Genomic DNA, 18,623 nt, shown 5'->3' with positions numbered 1-18,623 from the left:
CCTTAATGGTGCGCATCACCAGATACGCATATCAATAACCAACTTTAAAGGGCAACCGCATCTCGTAATAATGACTCAAGCTCACCTTGCTGATAAAGCTCTAAAATAATGTCTGAACCACCTATTAACTCACCTTTCACGTACAATTGCGGAAATGTAGGCCAATCAGCATATTGAGGTAAGGTTTGGCGAATATCTGGATTGGCTAGCACGTCAACATAAGCGAAATCGACACCACAAGCATCGATGCATTGTACAGCACGCGCTGAAAATCCGCATTGAGGCATTTTAGGGGTGCCTTTCATGTATAATAGTATAGCGTTCTCGCTAATCTGTTGTTTAATCTTATCAATTGTATCCACTTAGACACCTATTTAAAAAATATAAAAAAACAGCTTTAATTATGGCAAAAATAAGACCAATCAGCAACTAAAGCCACTGGGATAAGGAGGACAATCCCTTGAGTTATCAACATTGAATATGTCTACCATCCTGCTAAACTTAAGCACTCAATCAATATAGGGAGTTTCCAAATGGCTTTTACCTTACCACAATTACCTTATGCAATGAATGCACTAGAACCTCATATTTCGCAGGAAACCTTGGAATACCACTACGGTAAACATCATAATGCCTATGTTACTAATCTCAATAAACTTATTCCTGGTACCGAGTACGAAAACTTAAGCCTGGAAGAGATTATCAAAAAATCCTCTGGCGGCATATTTAATAATGCGGCTCAAGTCTGGAATCATACTTTCTACTGGCATTGTTTAAGTCCTAATGGTGGGGGTGAACCAACTGGAAAACTGGCTGATGCAATTAAAAAAGATTTTGGCTCATTCGCAGCCTTCCAGGAACAATTTACCCAAACTGCGGCAACAACTTTCGGTTCTGGCTGGGCTTGGCTCGTACAAGAAAAAGATGGTCACTTAAAAATTACCAGCACGAGTAATGCCGGTACTCCGATGACTGCAGGACAGCAGGCCTTGTTAACCTGTGATGTGTGGGAACACGCTTATTACATTGATTACCGCAATGTACGCCCGGATTATATCAAGGCGTTTTGGTCCCTGGTAAATTGGGATTTTGTTGAGAGTAACATGCGTTAAGTAACACGCTAGGATTGCTCGATCAGTGTTTTGGATGATCGGGCATCCCTGTTAATACCCAGGAATTCGAGCACCGTATCGACGACCTAATGCGCCAATGCAGTAGCGTTTCGAAAGAAGCCTAATAAAGGAGTTTTTGATGGCATTAATTACCAGTTACAACCCTTTGCCGGTAACCTTTACTCATGGTGAAGGGGTATGGTTGTACGACGACGCAGGCAAAGCCTATTTAGATGGATTAAGCGGTATCGCGGTTTGCGGGTTGGGGCATGCTCACCCAGATGTAACCCGTACCATTCAACAGCAAGCAGCAAAATTACTGCATACCTCGAATACCTTTCATATTAAAGAGCAGGAATTACTGGCTGAAAAATTAGTTAGCCTATGTGCAATGGAGCAAATCTTTATTGCTAATTCGGGGGCAGAGGCCAATGAAGCAGCCATCAAACTTTCTCGCCTCTATGGCCACAAAAAAGGGATTGAAACACCCTCCATTATTGTTATGGAGCGCGCCTTTCACGGGCGTACCATGGCGACGCTAACCGCCTCAGGGAGCCGTAAAGTGCAGGCTGGCTTTGAACCACTAGTTCCTGGTTTTATCCGCGCCCCCTTCAATGATATTGATGCTATACGCACCATTGCGGCAAACCGTGATGATGTAGTCGCAATCATGCTTGAGCCCATCCAAGGGGAAGGCGGGATTTATGCAGCAGAGGATTCTTATTTACGCGCGGTATCGCAACTCTGCAAGGAGCATGACTGGCTTCTTATCCTTGATGAAATCCAAACCGGTAATGCCCGTACAGGTAAATTTTTTGCTTACATGCATGCCAATATTCAACCGGATATCATTACTACTGCCAAAGGGTTAGGCAATGGTATCCCTATTAGTGCCTGCCTGATGAATAAGAAAGCCAGCGACCTGTTTAAACCAGGTAATCATGGATCAACTTTTGGCGGCAATCCGCTTGCTTGCGCTACTGCATTGACTGTTTTAAATGTTATAGAACGTGACAAACTCTGCGATGTAGTGACTCATCACTCTGCCCTGCTTAAAGAGAAATTAATGCTAGAGTTAGGCGAGCATCCCAATGTGCGTGGAATCCGTGGCAAAGGCTACATGTTAGGAATCGAACTTGATAGACCCGCTACTGACGCACGAACGATTGGTCTTGCGAATGGGGTACTTTTCAATGTAACTGCTGATACCGTGATCCGGCTATTACCTCCTCTTATCATTAACGAAAAAGAAATTGATGAACTTGTCCTGCGATTAACAAGGACTATCAGGCAATTTGTCGGACAGTAAGCTTATCACCGCCATTCAAATTCGCGCCGAGCAGGGTCATGGATATTGAAAGGCGGTCACTTTCTATGAAGGCTATGAATTAATATCAGAAAAGAAAAGGATAATAATACTGATTATCCTCCTGATGTTAATTAGGTTTTTTAAAAGAAAGTATTTTATAACTTAATAGGTGCGTCCACGATAAAAATCGCATACCCAACGTAAAACTACCTACCAGGCTTTTATAAGGCTCCTCTAAACGGACAGATTTAGTCAGGTTGCGTAAATACTGGTAGGTTGGCGATATGTTTTTTGTTATATCACAAACCTCCATCTTAAGACCATGCGCGGATGCCAGGCGTCTATAGCTATTAAGGGTATAGTTAAGATTGCACGATCCAAAAAAATTAAATTTTCTAATGAAAGGTAAATTCATTGCCCAGCAGTTAGGAAGGAACAATAGATGCGGTATGAAATCTGATAAAGTGATGCTACCCCCAGGTTTCAGTACGCGATTAGCCTCTTGAAAGAACGTTTTTCTACAAGGGAAATGAAAAATACATTCAATAGCCAGTATGTTATCAAACTCACTATCTTTAAAAGGGAGGGTACAAGCATTTCCCTCTATGAAGTTAACGCTATTATTACCCGATGCCTTTACCAGTTTTTTAGCACGGGCAAGTTGCCGATTATCTATATTTAATCCCGTTAAGACCATACCCGAATGATCACTATTCAACTCGGAAATGGTGCCACCAAAACCGCAACCTACATCCAGGATGGCTTGATCATTTTTGATACCAGCAATCGCGCAGATTTTCTTTGTTAAATTTTGAGCTGCCAAATAATAATCATCATCATTACACTGCGCTTGCGATGGATCAGGCCAATAGCCCCAATGCACATGCTTACCAAAACTCTTTTCAATTGACGGTTCTCTTTGCGCCAATTCCGAAATAAGAAAATCAAAATAGGGCAGCGATCCTTTAGACATTATCCTTAGTTCCTTCTTTTTTTAGACTTAACTCTTTAGTGCCACAGGGATTAAATCGTGGATTAAAGAAAGCTAAATAAGTTTTTAGTCTTCCCCATAACGCACCTTTGCGTCCATACATAAACCTATAAGCCATATTAAAATTTTTAAACTTAACTTTACGCTTTTGAGCAAGATCAGCAAAGAAAAATAGCGGCAAAAAAAAGTGGGTTGTAAACGAAGCATAAAAAGTAAAAAAAAGCAGGATGGTTACACGTCGAATATAACCGCCACCGAAATATTTATATACTCTGAAGCAAACACTGGAATGAGTCATTTCCTCTAATGCATGCCATCTTAAAAAATCATAGATTGCCAATTCATCGACTGGAAAAAGATTGTTCTCCAACGCAGAAGTAGCTAATTCATGTGCATAAAATTCCATCGCTAAAACAAAAGCCAATTTACTTTTAATACTTAGCCTGGATATTAACCAAAATAATCCTTTTGAGTATTTCATCATAAATTTAATAGGGTATTTATGACGCTTTAGATCATTAGTAACACAAGTATGCTGATAGGCATGAGCAATCTCTTCATCAATCAGTTGGGCCCATTCCAACTTAAGCTGTTCATCCTTAATTTTATCTTTAAGTGATAATCCAGCCTTGATCGTGAAACGTTCAACGTCGGCAGTCACTATAATGTAGGTATTACCCAAATAGGTTAAAAACGGCTCGCCCCTTAGCCAATGCGCAGGTGTATTTTCAGCTGCCCAGTTAATTTTTTTTAATTTTCCAGCATTAGTAAAATTTTCCGCTGAGCGCATGAGTCAACCTCAAGTTTTACATAACATTATTATAGAATGCTGATTTATATTAGACCAATTACCCTCAGGACGGCACGCCATCAAATTTCTATGTATCGCCAAAACTGAAGAAAGCAGAGGATTGATTCAATCTATTATCACTGTTTGCGTTGGCGCACTACTTCATACAAGCAAACACCTGTTGCGACGGATACATTTAAACTACTTACAGCCCCGAGCATGGGTAAAGAAAATAAACCATCACAGTGTTCGCGAGTCAAGCGACGCATACCGGTGCCTTCCGCCCCCATTACTACTGCCATTGATGATTTACAATCTGTTGCATAAAGGCTCTCACTTGCTTCGCCAGCCGCACCATAGATCCAAACCCCTGCCTGTTTAATCGTTTCCATGGCACGAACAAGATTGGTGACCCGTACGACTGGAACAGACTCTGCTGCGCCACAGGCAACCTTGCTGACAACAGGAGTAATCGTTGCACTCTTATCCTTTGGAATAATGACAAAATCCACTCCAGTAGCATCTGCTGTTCTCAAACAGGCACCCAAGTTATGTGGATCAGTCACCCCATCTAAAATTAATAAAAGGCAAGGTTGTTTACTTGCTGCCAGTAAGGCGGGTAAATCGTTCTCGCCATAATCAGGTAAATTCGCCGCAATAGCTACCACCCCCTGATGAACAAAATCCGTAAAACGTTGGTTCATTTTTTGGATTGATAATTTTTCTACGGGAATTTGGTATTTGACCGCTGAATCAAGTATTTCTTCCAGGCGCTTATCAATACGTTCCTGATTAATAATTAATTTTTTAGTTGCTTTCGGGCGATTGCTAAGGAGAGCCGTGACCGCATGTACGCCATAAATATAATGCTCAGTCATCTACGGCCTCTGTTTCTGCGGGCTCAAAATCGATTTTTCGTTCGTCTAAATCAACGCGTGCCACTAACACCGTCATTTTGTCACCTAAACGGTACACCTGCCCACCGCGCTCTCCAATTAAGCGATGCTTTACTGGATCAAACGCATAATAGTCATTTCGTAACGACGTCACATGAACCAAACCTTCCACGTAGATCTCATCTAACTCAACAAAAATACCAAATCCTGTCACAGCCGAAATGGTCCCTTGAAAAATTTGTCCCAACTTATCTTGCATGTACTCGCATTTAAGCCAGGAAACGACCTCTCTTGTTGCTTCATCAGCACGCCGCTCAGTAGAAGAACAATGCTTACCTAAACGACTCATGTCTTCGTCACTATAAGTAAATTCTTCCACACTATTATTATCAATCAGATGGGTAATAGCACGATGAATCAATAAATCCGGATAACGCCTAATAGGTGAAGTAAAATGCGTGTATGCTGGATAAGCCAGACCGAAATGACCATCATTTTCTTCAACATATTGTGCTTGTTTCAATGAGCGCAACATGACCGTTTCAATAATATGTTTCTCTGGCCTGTTCTGTATGGCAGCCATTGTTTTTTGAAAATCTTTAGGATGAGGTTTTTTACCACCACCAAGCTGTAAACCAAGCTCACCAAGAAATAATCTCAGCGCAGCAATCTTCTCTTCATCTGGCAATGAATGAACACGGTAGAGTGTAGGGATTTCTGCTTTTTCCAGAAAACGCGCCGTAGCCACGTTAGCCGCCAACATACACTCTTCAATCAGACGATGTGCATCATTACGGATGACTGGCACAATTTGTTGTATTTTCCTATTTTCATCAAATTCAATGCGTGTTTCCGTCGTCTCAAAATCGATTGCCCCCCGGTTTTTACGTGCCTGCAATAAAACATTATAAAGGTTGTTTAATGCTTGTAATGCCGGCCATAGCCCTTGATGTTGTTCATCCGTCTTTCCTTCTTGTAACCATTGCGCTACTTGCGTGTAAGTAAGACGAGCCTGTGAATGAAAAACAGCACGATAAAATTGCGAACGGGTTATTTTCCCGTCGGCGGAAATGGCCATTTCCGCAACTACGCAGAGTCTATCCACTTTGGGGTTAAGAGAACAAATACCATTGGATAACGCTTCTGGCAGCATGGGAACGACCTGGCCAGGAAAATAGACTGAATTACCACGCCTTGCCGCTTCCTTATCCAAAGCAGAGCCTGGCTCTACGTAATGACTGACATCAGCAATTGCCACATAAAGCTGATAACCACCTTTGGGTTTGGCATAACAATAGACTGCATCATCGAAATCTTTGGCATCTTCGCCATCAATCGTGACAAAAGCTAATTCCCTTAAGTCAGCACGTCCGTTTAATTGCTCTTCACTCACCCGCTGTGGAATTTTAGCGACCTCTGCAATAACATCATCAGGCCATTCAGCAGGAATGCCATGCGCATGAATAGCCACTTCAATTTCCATACCTGGTGCCATATGCTCACCAAGGATATGGATCACTTTACCAATCGCTTGATTACGCTTACTGGGAAAAGCAATCACTTCCACTAATACCATTTGTCCATTTTTAGCATTCGCAGCAAATTCCAGTGGAATGGAAATATCTTGCGTCAACCGCTTATTATCAGGAATAACAAAGCCCACACCGTGTTCGGTAAAATAACGCCCTACAACAGTTGAATTTGCGTGCTGAATAACCTCATGAATTTTCCCTTCAGGACGTCCACGTCGATCAACACCGGTTTGATACGCGAGAACCAAATCACCATGCATCACTGTTTGCATCTCTTTTGCAGACAAGACCATATCCTGCCCTTCATCGTCAGGGATGAAAAAACCAAAACCGTCTGGATGACCTTGTACGGTACCACGTTGCAAATTGATACGTCGCAAAAGACAAAAACGACCGCGGCGATCCTGCATGATTTGACCATCGCGTAACATGGCTTTTAAGCGGAACCCCAGGGCCTCCTGTTCACTAGCCTCCTCTACCTCAAGTTTGGAGATTAATTGATTACGCGACATTGGGCGGCCAAATTCTTCCAGTACCTGCATAATCAATTCACGACTAGGTATAGGTATCGCGTATTTTTCTTTTTCCCTTTTATAGAAAGGATCTTTCGATTTTTTACTCACATTCACCACTTTTTTATAGAAATTAATTTGAGTTTATCACTTATTGCGACGAAGCTGGTAATTCAAAACCACGACTACCTAAATGAGCAGTTAACGCAGATATGCTCATATCTTCACCAGCCCAAAAAGTACCCGTTGTCTGTGCGGGCATCGTAATTGATGACCATCGACAGGCTGAAATAACCCCGGTACAGGGAACTTGCTGCTCATGACCTGGTTTTGATTCAATGCAAGTCAATTCAAATGATTCTTTATCGAGAGCGAGGGCCGACCAATTACCAGCCTGTAAACGACTGCTCCATCCCGCACTGGCACTGGGATCGGAAACCGGATGAGTGATCCATAAATCCGTTTTAGATTGATTATGAATCATAACTAAAACTGGTTTTTCCGCAGAAAGCATCACTGACTCACCGTCTACGGTTATAGGTTTACAAGATACGGGCATATTTTCATCAGCATTTGCTGTATTCATTAATAAAACAAGCACCAGAGAAAAAACAAATCTCATACCACCTCCCAATATACTGACTTTTACAAAAGCTACCTTGGCAATCATACCTAAGTAAAGTAATCTTTTCTAAAAATTAAAGGATTTCAATGTGAGAAAAATTATTTTATTGCTCACCGTTCTTCTATTATCTCCTCTATACGCGCAAACACTTAATATTGGCATCTTACCCTATAACCCTCCTTTTGAAATGGAGGCCGATCAGAAAAATCATTTTTTTGGTTTTGAAATTGATATCATGATGGAACTTTGTAAGCGTATGCAAACTGATTGTCATTATATACCCTTAACATTCGCTGAGATATTCACGAAACTTCTAGCCAATGAAATAGATTTGGGGCTTGGTGCCATTAGTATCACAGAACAACGGCGTATTAATTACTTGTTCTCTTTACCCTATATGAAAAGTACAGGGCAATTTATTACCAAGATTGACTCTCAAATTCACGGCATTGATGATATTCGCAATAAACGGGTAGGTTCTGTAGAGGGAAGCCTATTTAAAGCGATAGTCCTGGAAAAATTTAATCATGAAGTGGTCATTATCGAATACCCAACGCTTGCTGAAGTGTTTCAAGCTCTGGCAGATGACAAGATAGATATTGTGATCGCAGATGGAGGGGCGGCAAAATATTGGGTCGTAAGCAATAGTCACCTATTTAAGTTAGTAGGCAATGAGATACCTATTGGTATAGGATATGGCATAATGGCTAATAAAAAGCATAAAGAGTTAATTGAAACAATTAATAAATTACTTTTGGATATTGAAGCAGACGGTTCTTATCTAAAAATCTATAAACGTTATTTTGGTTAAATATTGTTAATGAAAATATGGGTTGATGCCGACGCGTGCCCCAACGCTGTTAAAGACATTCTTTTTCGAGCAGCAGAAAGAACAAGAACTCATTTAATTTTAGTGGCTAATACGTTTTTAATAATTCCACGCTCACACTTTATTACCACTGTTCGCGTTGAAAAAGGGTTTGATGCTGCTGACAATTATATCGTGCAGCAAGTAGTTGCTAATGACCTGGTCATTACTGCTGATATCCCTCTAGCTGCTGCCATTATTGCCAAGAAGGGACTTGCACTCAATCCGCGGGGAGACTTGTATACTGCTAATGATATTAAACAGCGTCTGGGCATACGGGACATGATGGAGCAACTGCGCTCGGGGGGCGCTAACATTGGAGGGCCTGCAACCTATGGTGCCAAAGAGAAAGCTTCTTTTGCCAATGCCCTAGACCGAATTCTAGCCCAAAAAAAATAATCTAATCGTTCCTTTTTCTAACTTAAAGATAAACAGAAAAGTCAACAGACAAGCACTCCTTTTAAATGCATGTTAATATACCCTCTTTTTGAATTACCTCTGGCGGAGTGTGTCATGAGCAATTTAATCCAGGTTACTGAAATTGCCACCCTACAGCAAGATAGCATTGTACGTTGGAAAGCAAGTGGTGTTGTCTTGACTCAACACGGTTTTTTACGTCTGGTAGAAGAAAATCACGCCTTCAATTACCAGTTGTGGCTGGCAGAAGATAAAGCCAGACGCGATGATGCAGGCTATGAATTTGTTTATCGTGCCAAACGAGAAATTGATCATTTTAATCAACAACGCAATAATCGTATGGAAGCGATGGATGAATGGTTATTTACTGCCTTACAACCCGCCAGTCCCACGGAGTGTCCTGTGCATTCTGAAACACCAGGCATGATGATCGACCGCCTATCTATTCTCGCACTTAAAGCTTACCACATGGCTTTACAAAGCAAACGCATGGATGTTGATGATACTCATCGTCAAAATTGCCAACGCAAATGGGAAACCATTATTGAACAGCAAAAACAACTGATTAACTGTTTACAGCAGCTGCTAAAAGAAATAAACGGCAAACTACGAACGTTTAGAGTATACCATCAATTTAAAATGTATAACGACCCTGCATTAAATCCTGAGCTTTACATAGTACGGTAAGGTGACGGCAGGATTAAATCATCAGAGGCACGAAGAGGCACATTATCGCTAGCCGGGTGCTCTTCGAAGAAGAAACTGGAATAACTTTTTGCGCGTATAAGGCGGGGAAGCTGGGTAGTTGTACGAGGGGGCACTTCAGGAGCCAAAACCTTATTTGAGGATAAATCAGCATTAGGAACCGTCGCCGTTAGATCGGTAGCCAGCAGGTCAGGGGCAGAAGCAGAGAAGAAAGTCATACTCCTTCTTACATTGGCATAATTATGGCCGAATATTGACATTCTATGACGATGCCCGCTACCCGCATCAGGCAACTCTGATTTTCCATCAGCCACAGCGGTTTTAATTTTATCAAGAGGCTCACTACCAACATCAAGTTTCTGTTGATCAGCCATAGCGGAATCCTTTGGCGTTGCTTGCTCCTCAGGATCAGCATCGACCGGCGGGCGACCTAACCCGCGCGCAAAAGCTCGAAGAGCCAGTATTAGGGCATGGGCAATAGCACTAACCATCATTAAGCCCATCATGATTGGCGTATCATGATAACGGCCTTGCTCATCTACTTCTTGTAACGCATAGAGAGCAAATCCTATTGCCTTAGTCCCTTTACCTATACCAGAAAAAAAGGAGCGTCCAACCTCAAACAATGCCAGAATCAAAGACTGAGGCAGACCTTCCACTTTCTGCCCATCCGCAACAACTTGCTGAACCCTGTCTAAATTTCCTACGTCGCAAAGACGGTTGTTTTCCTCTTTGAATTGACTCAATATTTTCGATATATCGAGAAGCTTGTCGTCAAAGAGCTTCTCTTCTTGCTTTATAGCATAATGGTTACGGGCAACCTCTAGCGACTGTGCTACAAAACCCGCAAGACAAATCATGCCCAATAGGATGCAAGTAACCAGTAAATTTGGCGGAAAAGCCGTTGAGGATAAAACAAGCAACGTTGATACAGCAAACATGGCGCTGGCAAGCGCACCATAAGCTGCCAGACCATTTCTTAATCCGGCTAAAACGGCAGCGGGATAGGATAAAGAAGATAAAGAACGAAGTTCCTCACGCTGATTTCTAAACTTTTCCACCGCTGCAGTAATACCCTCAGCAAGTTTCTTTCGTCGCAAGACAAGATCTGCAACTTCCTCTTCCCTTGCTTTGGAAATGTCTGTGTTTAAAGACGCAAGCTGGCTCACTAACGATTCTATCCCTTTACCTTGTATGGCCAACTCAACCCTTAGCTCGGAGATAGAGAGTAACTGTTGAAAATAATATTCTTCATAAATACGTGTTGCTACACAAGCTAGAAAATAGATCGCACAAAATACGCTCATCGCTTCCAGCACAGCAGGCGCCAAGCTACAAATACCCAAAACACCAACATAGAGATAAAGGCCGTCAACAATGCCGCCATAACCGGCTGAGAGTAAAGCCATTGTCCGCACCCGCTCAGAGTGCTTGTTTATTTTCTTGCGTTCGGCAGCCATCCCCTCTTCAGATAATCCGGGACCTTTCTGGATCGCCGAAGCTAATGTGGTATTCGCTTTCGTCATGTCTTTACGGTCTTGACCGACCAGCATGCGGAACCACAAGCGGTTAAGTACTGACAAACCGCCTAATAACAGGCCGACAGGAACGATAAGATGGCTCAAATCCTGGGTTAAATTTAATAGCTCAAAGACCATAAGAGTGCTACGCACCCCTTTGTAAGCATTTTTTAGCCCTTTCATGGCATCACGGCCATAAGGCCACACTACCGCTATATAGCGCTTAAATAAATTGGCATCGTTATCGCTGAAGTGATTAGCCAGCATGGAAAACACAACGAGACTTACTGAGGTTGCCGCAACTGCCTCCATCCCTTCTTGCGACATCATCCAGTCACGCATCGCGTCTGCAGAGGAAATCTCACCGGTAGTAAAAAGAAGATCAAAAAGATATTTGATCATGCTGTAGGAGAGGCTCAAGCCATCTATGGCCCCATAAAAAACATAGACAGCGCCTGCGTTGTGCAGTCGAGCTGCTAACTCTACTGGGCGTTTATTACTCATGGGCTAAGATCCATAAAAAATGGAACTTGTTTGCTGAACAACCGAAAATAGCCTCGCGCGTCATGATTAACCATGGATAACGGCTAAGATGACAGAATTCTACGTAATTAACTGCTAAATAACAACTTAAATTTTCATTTTTGCTTGAAATTAAGGCACAGAGAATCAACCAACCCTGGCAGCAAAAAAATAAAACAGCCCGAGCGCCAAACAATTGGCCGGTTACCGGAGCAGATACTTGTATATCAATCGTTTTTTCTATTACAGTTAGGCAATTTTTTCAGACCCAACTAAGTTAATATGATTCTAAGCAGGGAAATTACCTATCAAGATCACGCAACCATTTGTCGTGGTTTCATCGCCTATGATAATAACCTCACAAATCCAAAACCTTGTGTGATGGTTGCCCATGATTGGGGAGGGCGTAATGAAGATGCCTGCAATAAAGCCCAAAAATTAGCCACAATGGGTTTTATTGGCTTTGCTATCGATATGTATGGCCAAGCACAATTGGGTCAGGACAAGATAGAAAAAAGAGCATTAATGACACCACTTGTACAAAATCGCAAAAAATTGGCTGCCCGTATCCTTGCGGCTTTCACTACAGCGACCCAATTACCCCAGGTGGATAAGACAAAAATCGCAGTAATAGGCTATTGTTTTGGTGGTTTATGCGCATTGGACCTGGCTCGTACTGGCGCTGATGTAAAAGGAGTCGTTAGCTTTCATGGGATACTCACCGCACCAGAAGAAGAGGAGGAGCGGAAAAAACTTAAAGCCAAAATTCTGGTTTTACATGGCTATGACGACCCTCTGGTTTTACCTGAACAAGTCAATCAATTTGCTCAGGAAATGACAACAAGAAAAGCCGATTGGCAAATCCATATGTATGGCCTTACTGCCCACTCCTTCACTAATCCAGAAGCGAACGACGATGAGATGGGTCTCCATTATAATGAAACCGCCGATCGCCGTTCCTGGATCAGTATGGAGTTATTTTTAAACGAACTATTTGCGAATTAATGTGAATTCGATATAAAAAATAGATCCTGTTTTTTATATCGCTACACCAAGGTTAGTTAACCAGAGTCTGTTGGCATTTCGCCAGCTTGAGTCAAAAGCGCTGTCAACAACCCCTAATTGTCATAAACTTAGTAAAGCCAACGCATTAGTACGACACAGAGCCTCTTTTCGCTCGCTTGATAACCCCAATTCAGCAAAAAGATTTGCCGAATAATTAATCCAGTCAGTAATATCCATTTGACTGGTTTGTCCAAGATCAGAACTATAAATAACCCGCGGTACCTGGCGTAAAACCTTTGCCAGATCATCGCTATCCTGATGACCCAGTAAATAAGTAAGTACCGTTTGTTCAATCCAAACAAAATCATGTTGACTAATTTCTTGTAATTCTTCAGCAATTAAAGCCGTTAAGGGGTGGGCAGGCTGATTTAGTAATAACGCAGGAACCCTATACCTGACGCAAGCATCAAGCAAAGCGTAGGTTTCGTCCTTGGAAGCATGACCTGTCGATAAAACAAGGGGATAATCCCGTGTCATTTTCAAAACGTCGATGACTTTTCGCCTGAGGCGTTTTCTCTCATCAAAGACTGTTTCTCCAACAAAACACTGCTCACTTAAAGCCGGATGAACCAATTGCCGAGGTAATTTCGATTGAAATTTGCGGCCTGTAATTGTGGGAAAATGCACGATCATTTTAGCAGGTATCAACGGTTGATACTCTGCCAGAGCCCTCAGAATAACGCGATAATCTATCCCCCCGGCAATATGATTTAAAACTAAAGAGGGTAGAACTGGTAATCCTTGTCTTTGTGCCAGGGTTGCTTGAACGCTCGTAGCCCCCAAATGACTCTTTAAGACCACAATTCCTTGTAAAGACTGGTAAATTTTTCCTGCCTCAAGCGCAGTTAAACGCCGCTGATAAAGATCGGGCTCAGCATGATAATGAATATCTATAAACTGGTAATCTGCCAACTTCTGCAAAAGTTTACTCATCACTATGTTTTAGCCAAGGTTGATCATAACGATAATCCTTACGTGCCTGCTCCAGGCTGACTCCTCTTTGAACGGCCGCATTAATTCGTTGTTCCGTAATTTTTATATTGTGAGCTTTCTCAATGATTTCTGTCACTAAATAAGCAGGGATAACCAAAACACCATTATCATCAGCAAAAATAATATCGTCGGGCTTGATTGCGATGCCGTTAATGTTCAACGGGCATTGTTCATCTGCCATGTATACACGATTTTTACCCGAGCGCATAAAGTAACCCGTAGAAAATACCGGATAGCTGGCATCGCGAATAAACTTCACATCTCTGACGGCACCATTCACTATAGTCCCACTAATGGATTTTTTTAGGGCAACCTGGGTTAAAATCTCCCCCCAGGTGGTACAATCATTTCGTCCCTGATTATCAATAACAATGACTGATTGAGCAGGAACCGCATCGATATAATTTGCTGCCCCCTTAAATGCATCTGGCTGCTGCTCGTAAGGTAGATATTTAATGGTATAAGCAGGACCTATTACCTTCACGCCCGGGGATAACGGTTTAAGATTGGTTATAGCCCCCTCCACACCACAAGCATCAAGTGCATCCGCAATTTCGGCAGAGTTAAACCTCTTCAATGCCTCGATCTGTTGCTTTCGCTCTACTGCTCGAATACGGGGAGCTTGTTCTTTCTTTGGCATGTCAGTTTCTTGGGCTTGGTTTAAGCAGTGCTCAATAATAGCCTGTGCCATCTCCTGGGTAGTGGCATGACCACCTGCATCATACGTTACAAATTTACCTTGCCGCACAATGGCTGCAACGGCCTGCTTAATCTTTTCTGCGGCTTCCGTGTAACCAAAGTGATTCAATAACAAACCAATCGTTAAAAACATTGCACTCGGATTTGCCCGGTTGCTCCCGATGCGGGGCCCACTACCATGTACTGGTTCAAAATAACAACCTTTGATACCAATATTCGCACTTGGCGCAAAACCAAGACCGCCCATTACACCGGCCCCTAAATCAGATAAAATATCACCAAACATATTTTCTGCAACAATAACGCCAAATTCTTCTGGCCGTCTCACCAGCCATAAAGCCATTGCATCGATATTTAAAATGTCGGCTGTAATGTCTGAATACTGGCTGGATACCGCCTCGAAAAGTTCGCGGGCAAAATCACTGCTCTGGCGTAGAACATTGGGTTTATCCGCAAAGGTTACTCGTTTGATCCCTTGCTCATTTGCGTATTTGAAGGCAAACTCAAACAAACGTATTAATCCTACCTTGGTCTGTAAACGCAACGTACAGCTAATTTCATTTTTTGCAATTTTTTGCCAATGTTTATTTTCATCCAAGAGACTATGCAATTGGGTAGGCAACGGATAATAGTCAAAACCAGAATACAAGCCTTCCGTATTCTCACGAATAATACAAAAATTAAAATCCTTTACATCCCTCTTAATATTAAAACAAGGTCTAACATTCGCGAAAAGATCCAGTTTTTGCCTTAATTGGATAATTGGAGATACATAATTGAGATTAGCCTGCTTAAACTCCGGGGCTAGTTCTTGTAGAGCCTCCCGTTTTGGTTTGCTGGTAATCGCCCCAAGCAGGGTGGTATCTGACTGGTTAATTAGTTTCCATGTCCTTTCAGGAAGGGGATTCCCTTCTTGTTGCCAAAAGGACCACCCAATTTCACCAAAATTTAATTCCACCGGGATCTGAAGGGCTGTAAAGACAGGTATTGCTGCCTCAATAACCTCAACACCTATTCCATCACCTGGTAACACTGCTATCTTGAGTACATTCTTAGGTTTCACTATTTAATCTCTCCAAGATTAGTTTTTTGCAATAAGAGGGATTGTCCTGTAAAACACGCATTCCTGCCTGTGGCACAATGCATAAATCACCTATTCTTGGAGCCAAAACATTTTCCTTATTGACTAACGCTGAGCATTCACCTATCAAATGTAAATGATCAACCGTCGTTTGTTCTAAAATTGCGGTTGCATCGGTATCTAAAACACGTTGCAAACCGAAAATCAACCGATTAGCTGCATTCATCGCCCTGTTTTCTGGAAGAACTTGCAAAGGGGCCTCATAGGGGGAAAAAACGTCTTTATATAAAGAAATCAGAGCATCATTTACTCGATTTGCTTTACAAAGCGCAATAACATCACCCAGTTTTTTTTGCAGTGCCTTATCAGCAAAAGTCGGGGTAGAAAATAAAATAATGGGTTTTTTGCTGTTAGCAAATAAGGGAAAACATTGCTGCAAAATAACCCCGCCAAAAGAGAACCCAAAGAATGCATCATAATTTGCTAACCATTTTTTGAGATGATCTTGCCAAAGCTGATAATAAACTTCATTGGAAGTAGTGACAGAAAACGTCTCGTTGATTGCTAATGGGTCGATAAAATCGATCTGGTACACTACCTCTAAAAAGGAAAGCGTACTGGCAATAGATTCAATATCAGATTGCTGGGGCATAACCGGAGCAATAGTTAATATTTTTTTTCTCATATTAATCCCAAATTTAGATTAAGCTAGCAGAGCATATAAAAATAGCGATTGATTTGACAGGAAATGTTTATTTACCAGCCTGTTTTCCCCGACTACAATAAATTCAGCGTATCGGTAGTTTCTTTAAATTTCTTCATTTCTGCCGTTGAAAAATCAGAAATGCCACGAATGAATTCGTCCATTTCAATCTCTTCACTACCGATCCCCAGAACCTTACGCACATAATTTGCTGCCATTAAAACAGGAGCCAATCGGTATTTTTTAATATTGATGGCATGTAGATACGCCGTAAAAAACTCGGTTCTTAAGTTGCCTATACCCTTGCCCATACCAGCAAGTGACGCATCGATATAGTGTGCTCCAGCATTGATTGCTGCCAACGTATTAACCTGGGCCAATCCTAAATTATCATGGGCATGAAAACCCAAAGGAATCGAATATTCCCCGCTGTATTTACGGTAAATCTGGTCAACTCTTGCAGGCAATAGACTCCCATTTGAATCAGCGAAATAAATCATATCTGGCTTGTGTGGATTAACTCTCGCTACGACTTCATCCAACTCATTTTCTTTATAATGTGAGGTATGAATAAAATTGACTGAGGTTGCTAAACCATATTGTTTTCCCATATCAATGATTGGACAAGCCTCTTCCACATCCCCTTTGACAACACAAATTCGGAGTAATTGGACACCACAGTCCCTTAATTCCTTAATATCGTCTGCCGTTACATTCTTAGGGTGCGCCATTACGGCAGTTTTTGCTTTTTTTAGCAGGGAAGTACAAAAAAGAAGATAATCCTTTCCACATAACCCTGCTTGACCAATATTCTCAATAGGAGCAATCGATCCATTGCGGTAACCAATTTCAATATACTCAATACCGGAGTTATCGAGGGATGTTAAAATGGCTTGCAGCTCATTTTTTTTAAAATGAAAGTTAGTTCTATGCCCCCCATCTCTCAGTGAAACATCTAACAATTCTATGGTATTCATGATTACTGCTGTCCAGTTACTTTCAGGCTTTCACAACCAGGGTTTAGTTTGCCAGTAACTTAATAGGGATAAGTCCTGAAAAAGCTAAAAAAATTAATCTTGTTATAGTCTATATAGCACATACCGCTAAGAAAGGGGCAGCGACGATTATCGACCATGAGACCTCATGGCAAATTATGCAACTAAATTTACCTGTTTGTCTTCATAATGACTAACAATCTTGCACAAATTCTTGTAATCGAGTAGCTTGACCATTCTGCCTTTCCTCATTGATTAATTCTATGAATAAATTAGCAATCGTTACTGGCGCAAGCAGAGGCATCGGGAAACATGCCGCCTATTATTTTGCCGAACAAGGTTTTGATTTGGCTTTAATTGCCAGAAATAAAGCGTTATTGACTAAAGTCAGTAATGAATTAACTGACAAATTTGCTATCAAGACCAGCGTATTTGCTCTCGATGTAAGCGACTATGACGCCGTTTCCAAATGCAGTAAGCACCTTGCCTCACACTATCCAACTATCGATGTTTTATTTAATAACGCCGGCTGTTGGTCCCTTGGTGGTAGTGCAATCGAACCCGATGAATTTAATGCCATGATCGATGTCAATCTGCGTGGCGTTTATAATATGGTACATACCCTTGTTCCTTACATGAAAAAACAACAATCAGGCTATATTTTTAACATGGCATCCTACGCAGGCAAGCGGCCTGTCGCACGTTCAGGTGCTTATTGCATGACCAAGTATGGTGTAGTAGGTTATAGCCAATCCCTAAGTCTTGAGTTATGTCAAGACAACATTAGAGTCACAGCCATTTGCCCCAGCGTTATTGACACCGATATGACTAAAACGATGCCTGATTTCCCAGATGAAGAAAAAATTCTCTGCCAGGATATCATTGAAACCATTCATTATCTTCTTCAACTAAGTCCTAAGGTTTATATTGATGCGGTGATTTTAAAATCCAGTTTTTTGCTTAAGGGATTAAAAGAATAATTGCCTTTCGATACCGTCTTTATTAAGGATAATTTCATGCTGTTCCAGGAGGTTAATTTAGAAATAAGTTCATCTATATAGGCTGAATTGATGAGGTGGTTAAAACGCCTATCAAAGATATTTTAACGCTTAATGGTTGTCTCAAACCGACTTATTGTGTCCAGAAGATTACTGGGCCTTGAGGAGTCTTACCCAAATTAATAGACAGCTTATTTTTAACGACCCAAGAAAGAATCTATACTGCACATCATGGTAGATTTCCGAGCAAAAATCCGTATACTACTACTTGCTCTGCATTTGCACGATCT

General features: G+C 41.6%; 18 protein-coding genes. 7 read left to right on the top strand and 11 right to left on the bottom strand.

The genetic code is table 11. The features are described 5' to 3' along the window. Positions 1-44: 44 nt before the first annotated feature. Positions 45-362, bottom strand: a complete 318-nt coding sequence (gene grxD / locus ACN4Z1_RS01920) for a Grx4 family monothiol glutaredoxin (RefSeq protein WP_058445881.1) — start codon at positions 360-362, stop codon at positions 45-47. A 171-nt stretch (positions 363-533) separates the two neighbouring features. On the opposite strand from grxD, the gene sodB reads away from it, so the two are divergent. Then, the gene (gene sodB / locus ACN4Z1_RS01915) at positions 534-1,112 is read left to right on the top strand and encodes a superoxide dismutase [Fe] (protein WP_115222539.1); all 579 of its coding nucleotides are present in this window, start codon (positions 534-536) and stop codon (positions 1,110-1,112) included. A gap of 139 nt (positions 1,113-1,251) precedes the next feature. Continuing rightward, positions 1,252-2,421 (top strand): aspartate aminotransferase family protein, encoded by a 1,170-nt coding sequence (locus tag ACN4Z1_RS01910; RefSeq protein WP_228363480.1) that lies wholly within the window; start codon positions 1,252-1,254, stop codon positions 2,419-2,421. A 127-nt stretch (positions 2,422-2,548) separates the two neighbouring features. Here ACN4Z1_RS01910 and ACN4Z1_RS01905 read toward each other — a convergent pair whose 3' ends face one another. From ACN4Z1_RS01905 to ACN4Z1_RS01885, 5 genes are all read right to left on the bottom strand, one after another. After that, on the bottom strand, positions 2,549-3,394 hold the full coding sequence (locus ACN4Z1_RS01905; protein WP_228363481.1) for a class I SAM-dependent methyltransferase: 846 nt from the start codon (positions 3,392-3,394) through the stop codon (positions 2,549-2,551). Further along, positions 3,387-4,202: a metal-dependent hydrolase gene (locus ACN4Z1_RS01900; RefSeq protein WP_115222542.1), complete on the bottom strand. Its 816-nt coding sequence runs from the start codon at positions 4,200-4,202 to the stop codon at positions 3,387-3,389. Before ACN4Z1_RS01900 ends, ACN4Z1_RS01905 begins: the two co-directional genes overlap by 8 nt. 137 nt (positions 4,203-4,339) lie before the next feature. Next, a complete protein-coding gene (rlmB, locus tag ACN4Z1_RS01895) occupies positions 4,340-5,080 on the bottom strand; it encodes a 23S rRNA (guanosine(2251)-2'-O)-methyltransferase RlmB (protein ID WP_115222543.1) in 741 nt (246 codons plus the stop codon). After that, on the bottom strand, positions 5,073-7,253 hold the full coding sequence (gene rnr / locus ACN4Z1_RS01890) for a ribonuclease R (protein ID WP_228363482.1): 2,181 nt from the start codon (positions 7,251-7,253) through the stop codon (positions 5,073-5,075). The genes rlmB and rnr overlap by 8 nt, the downstream gene beginning before the upstream one ends. A gap of 40 nt (positions 7,254-7,293) precedes the next feature. Then, a complete protein-coding gene (locus ACN4Z1_RS01885; protein WP_115222793.1) occupies positions 7,294-7,764 on the bottom strand; it encodes a hypothetical protein in 471 nt (156 codons plus the stop codon). Between the two features lie 91 nt (positions 7,765-7,855). On the opposite strand from ACN4Z1_RS01885, the gene ACN4Z1_RS01880 reads away from it, so the two are divergent. The 3 genes from ACN4Z1_RS01880 (at position 7,856) to ACN4Z1_RS01870 (ending at position 9,739) form a co-directional block, all read left to right on the top strand. Then, positions 7,856-8,578, top strand: coding sequence for a transporter substrate-binding domain-containing protein (locus ACN4Z1_RS01880; protein ID WP_228363483.1), 723 nt, complete (start codon positions 7,856-7,858; stop codon positions 8,576-8,578). 9 nt (positions 8,579-8,587) lie between these two features. Then, positions 8,588-9,034, top strand: a complete 447-nt coding sequence (locus ACN4Z1_RS01875) for a YaiI/YqxD family protein (protein WP_228363484.1) — start codon at positions 8,588-8,590, stop codon at positions 9,032-9,034. Positions 9,035-9,148: 114 nt separating this feature from the next. Continuing rightward, entirely contained in the window at positions 9,149-9,739 is a 591-nt protein-coding gene (locus ACN4Z1_RS01870; RefSeq protein WP_228363485.1) for a DUF4254 domain-containing protein, read from the top strand. On the opposite strand, the gene ACN4Z1_RS01865 is transcribed toward ACN4Z1_RS01870, so the two are convergent. Next, entirely contained in the window at positions 9,724-11,781 is a 2,058-nt protein-coding gene (locus tag ACN4Z1_RS01865; protein ID WP_228363486.1) for a hypothetical protein, read from the bottom strand. The genes ACN4Z1_RS01870 and ACN4Z1_RS01865 overlap by 16 nt on opposite strands. Before the next feature lie 300 nt (positions 11,782-12,081). Between ACN4Z1_RS01865 and ACN4Z1_RS01860 the strand changes: the two genes are divergently transcribed. Further along, positions 12,082-12,804, top strand: coding sequence for a dienelactone hydrolase family protein (locus tag ACN4Z1_RS01860; RefSeq protein ID WP_419387980.1), 723 nt, complete (start codon positions 12,082-12,084; stop codon positions 12,802-12,804). A 120-nt stretch (positions 12,805-12,924) separates the two neighbouring features. Here ACN4Z1_RS01860 and ACN4Z1_RS01855 read toward each other — a convergent pair whose 3' ends face one another. From ACN4Z1_RS01855 to ACN4Z1_RS01840, 4 genes are all read right to left on the bottom strand, one after another. After that, positions 12,925-13,797: a DUF6282 family protein gene (locus ACN4Z1_RS01855; protein WP_228363488.1), complete on the bottom strand. Its 873-nt coding sequence runs from the start codon at positions 13,795-13,797 to the stop codon at positions 12,925-12,927. Further along, positions 13,790-15,619 (bottom strand): isocitrate/isopropylmalate family dehydrogenase, encoded by a 1,830-nt coding sequence (locus ACN4Z1_RS01850; RefSeq protein WP_228363489.1) that lies wholly within the window; start codon positions 15,617-15,619, stop codon positions 13,790-13,792. Before ACN4Z1_RS01850 ends, ACN4Z1_RS01855 begins: the two co-directional genes overlap by 8 nt. After that, positions 15,609-16,322, bottom strand: a complete 714-nt coding sequence (locus ACN4Z1_RS01845) for a hypothetical protein (RefSeq protein WP_228363490.1) — start codon at positions 16,320-16,322, stop codon at positions 15,609-15,611. The genes ACN4Z1_RS01850 and ACN4Z1_RS01845 overlap by 11 nt, the downstream gene beginning before the upstream one ends. Before the next feature lie 92 nt (positions 16,323-16,414). Next, a complete protein-coding gene (locus tag ACN4Z1_RS01840; protein ID WP_228363491.1) occupies positions 16,415-17,317 on the bottom strand; it encodes a 4-hydroxy-2-oxovalerate aldolase in 903 nt (300 codons plus the stop codon). A gap of 281 nt (positions 17,318-17,598) precedes the next feature. On the opposite strand from ACN4Z1_RS01840, the gene ACN4Z1_RS01835 reads away from it, so the two are divergent. Continuing rightward, positions 17,599-18,315, top strand: coding sequence for an SDR family oxidoreductase (locus ACN4Z1_RS01835; RefSeq protein ID WP_419387979.1), 717 nt, complete (start codon positions 17,599-17,601; stop codon positions 18,313-18,315). The last annotated feature ends 308 nt before the right edge of the window (positions 18,316-18,623 follow it).

Origin of the sequence: Legionella sp. ST3F1, assembly GCF_048553315.1 — a bacterium.
Taxonomy (GTDB): Bacteria; Pseudomonadota; Gammaproteobacteria; order Legionellales; family Legionellaceae; genus Tatlockia; species Tatlockia donaldsonii.
Note: the sequence above shows the minus strand (reverse complement) of the source record. Positions and strands in the feature narration are given on the sequence as shown.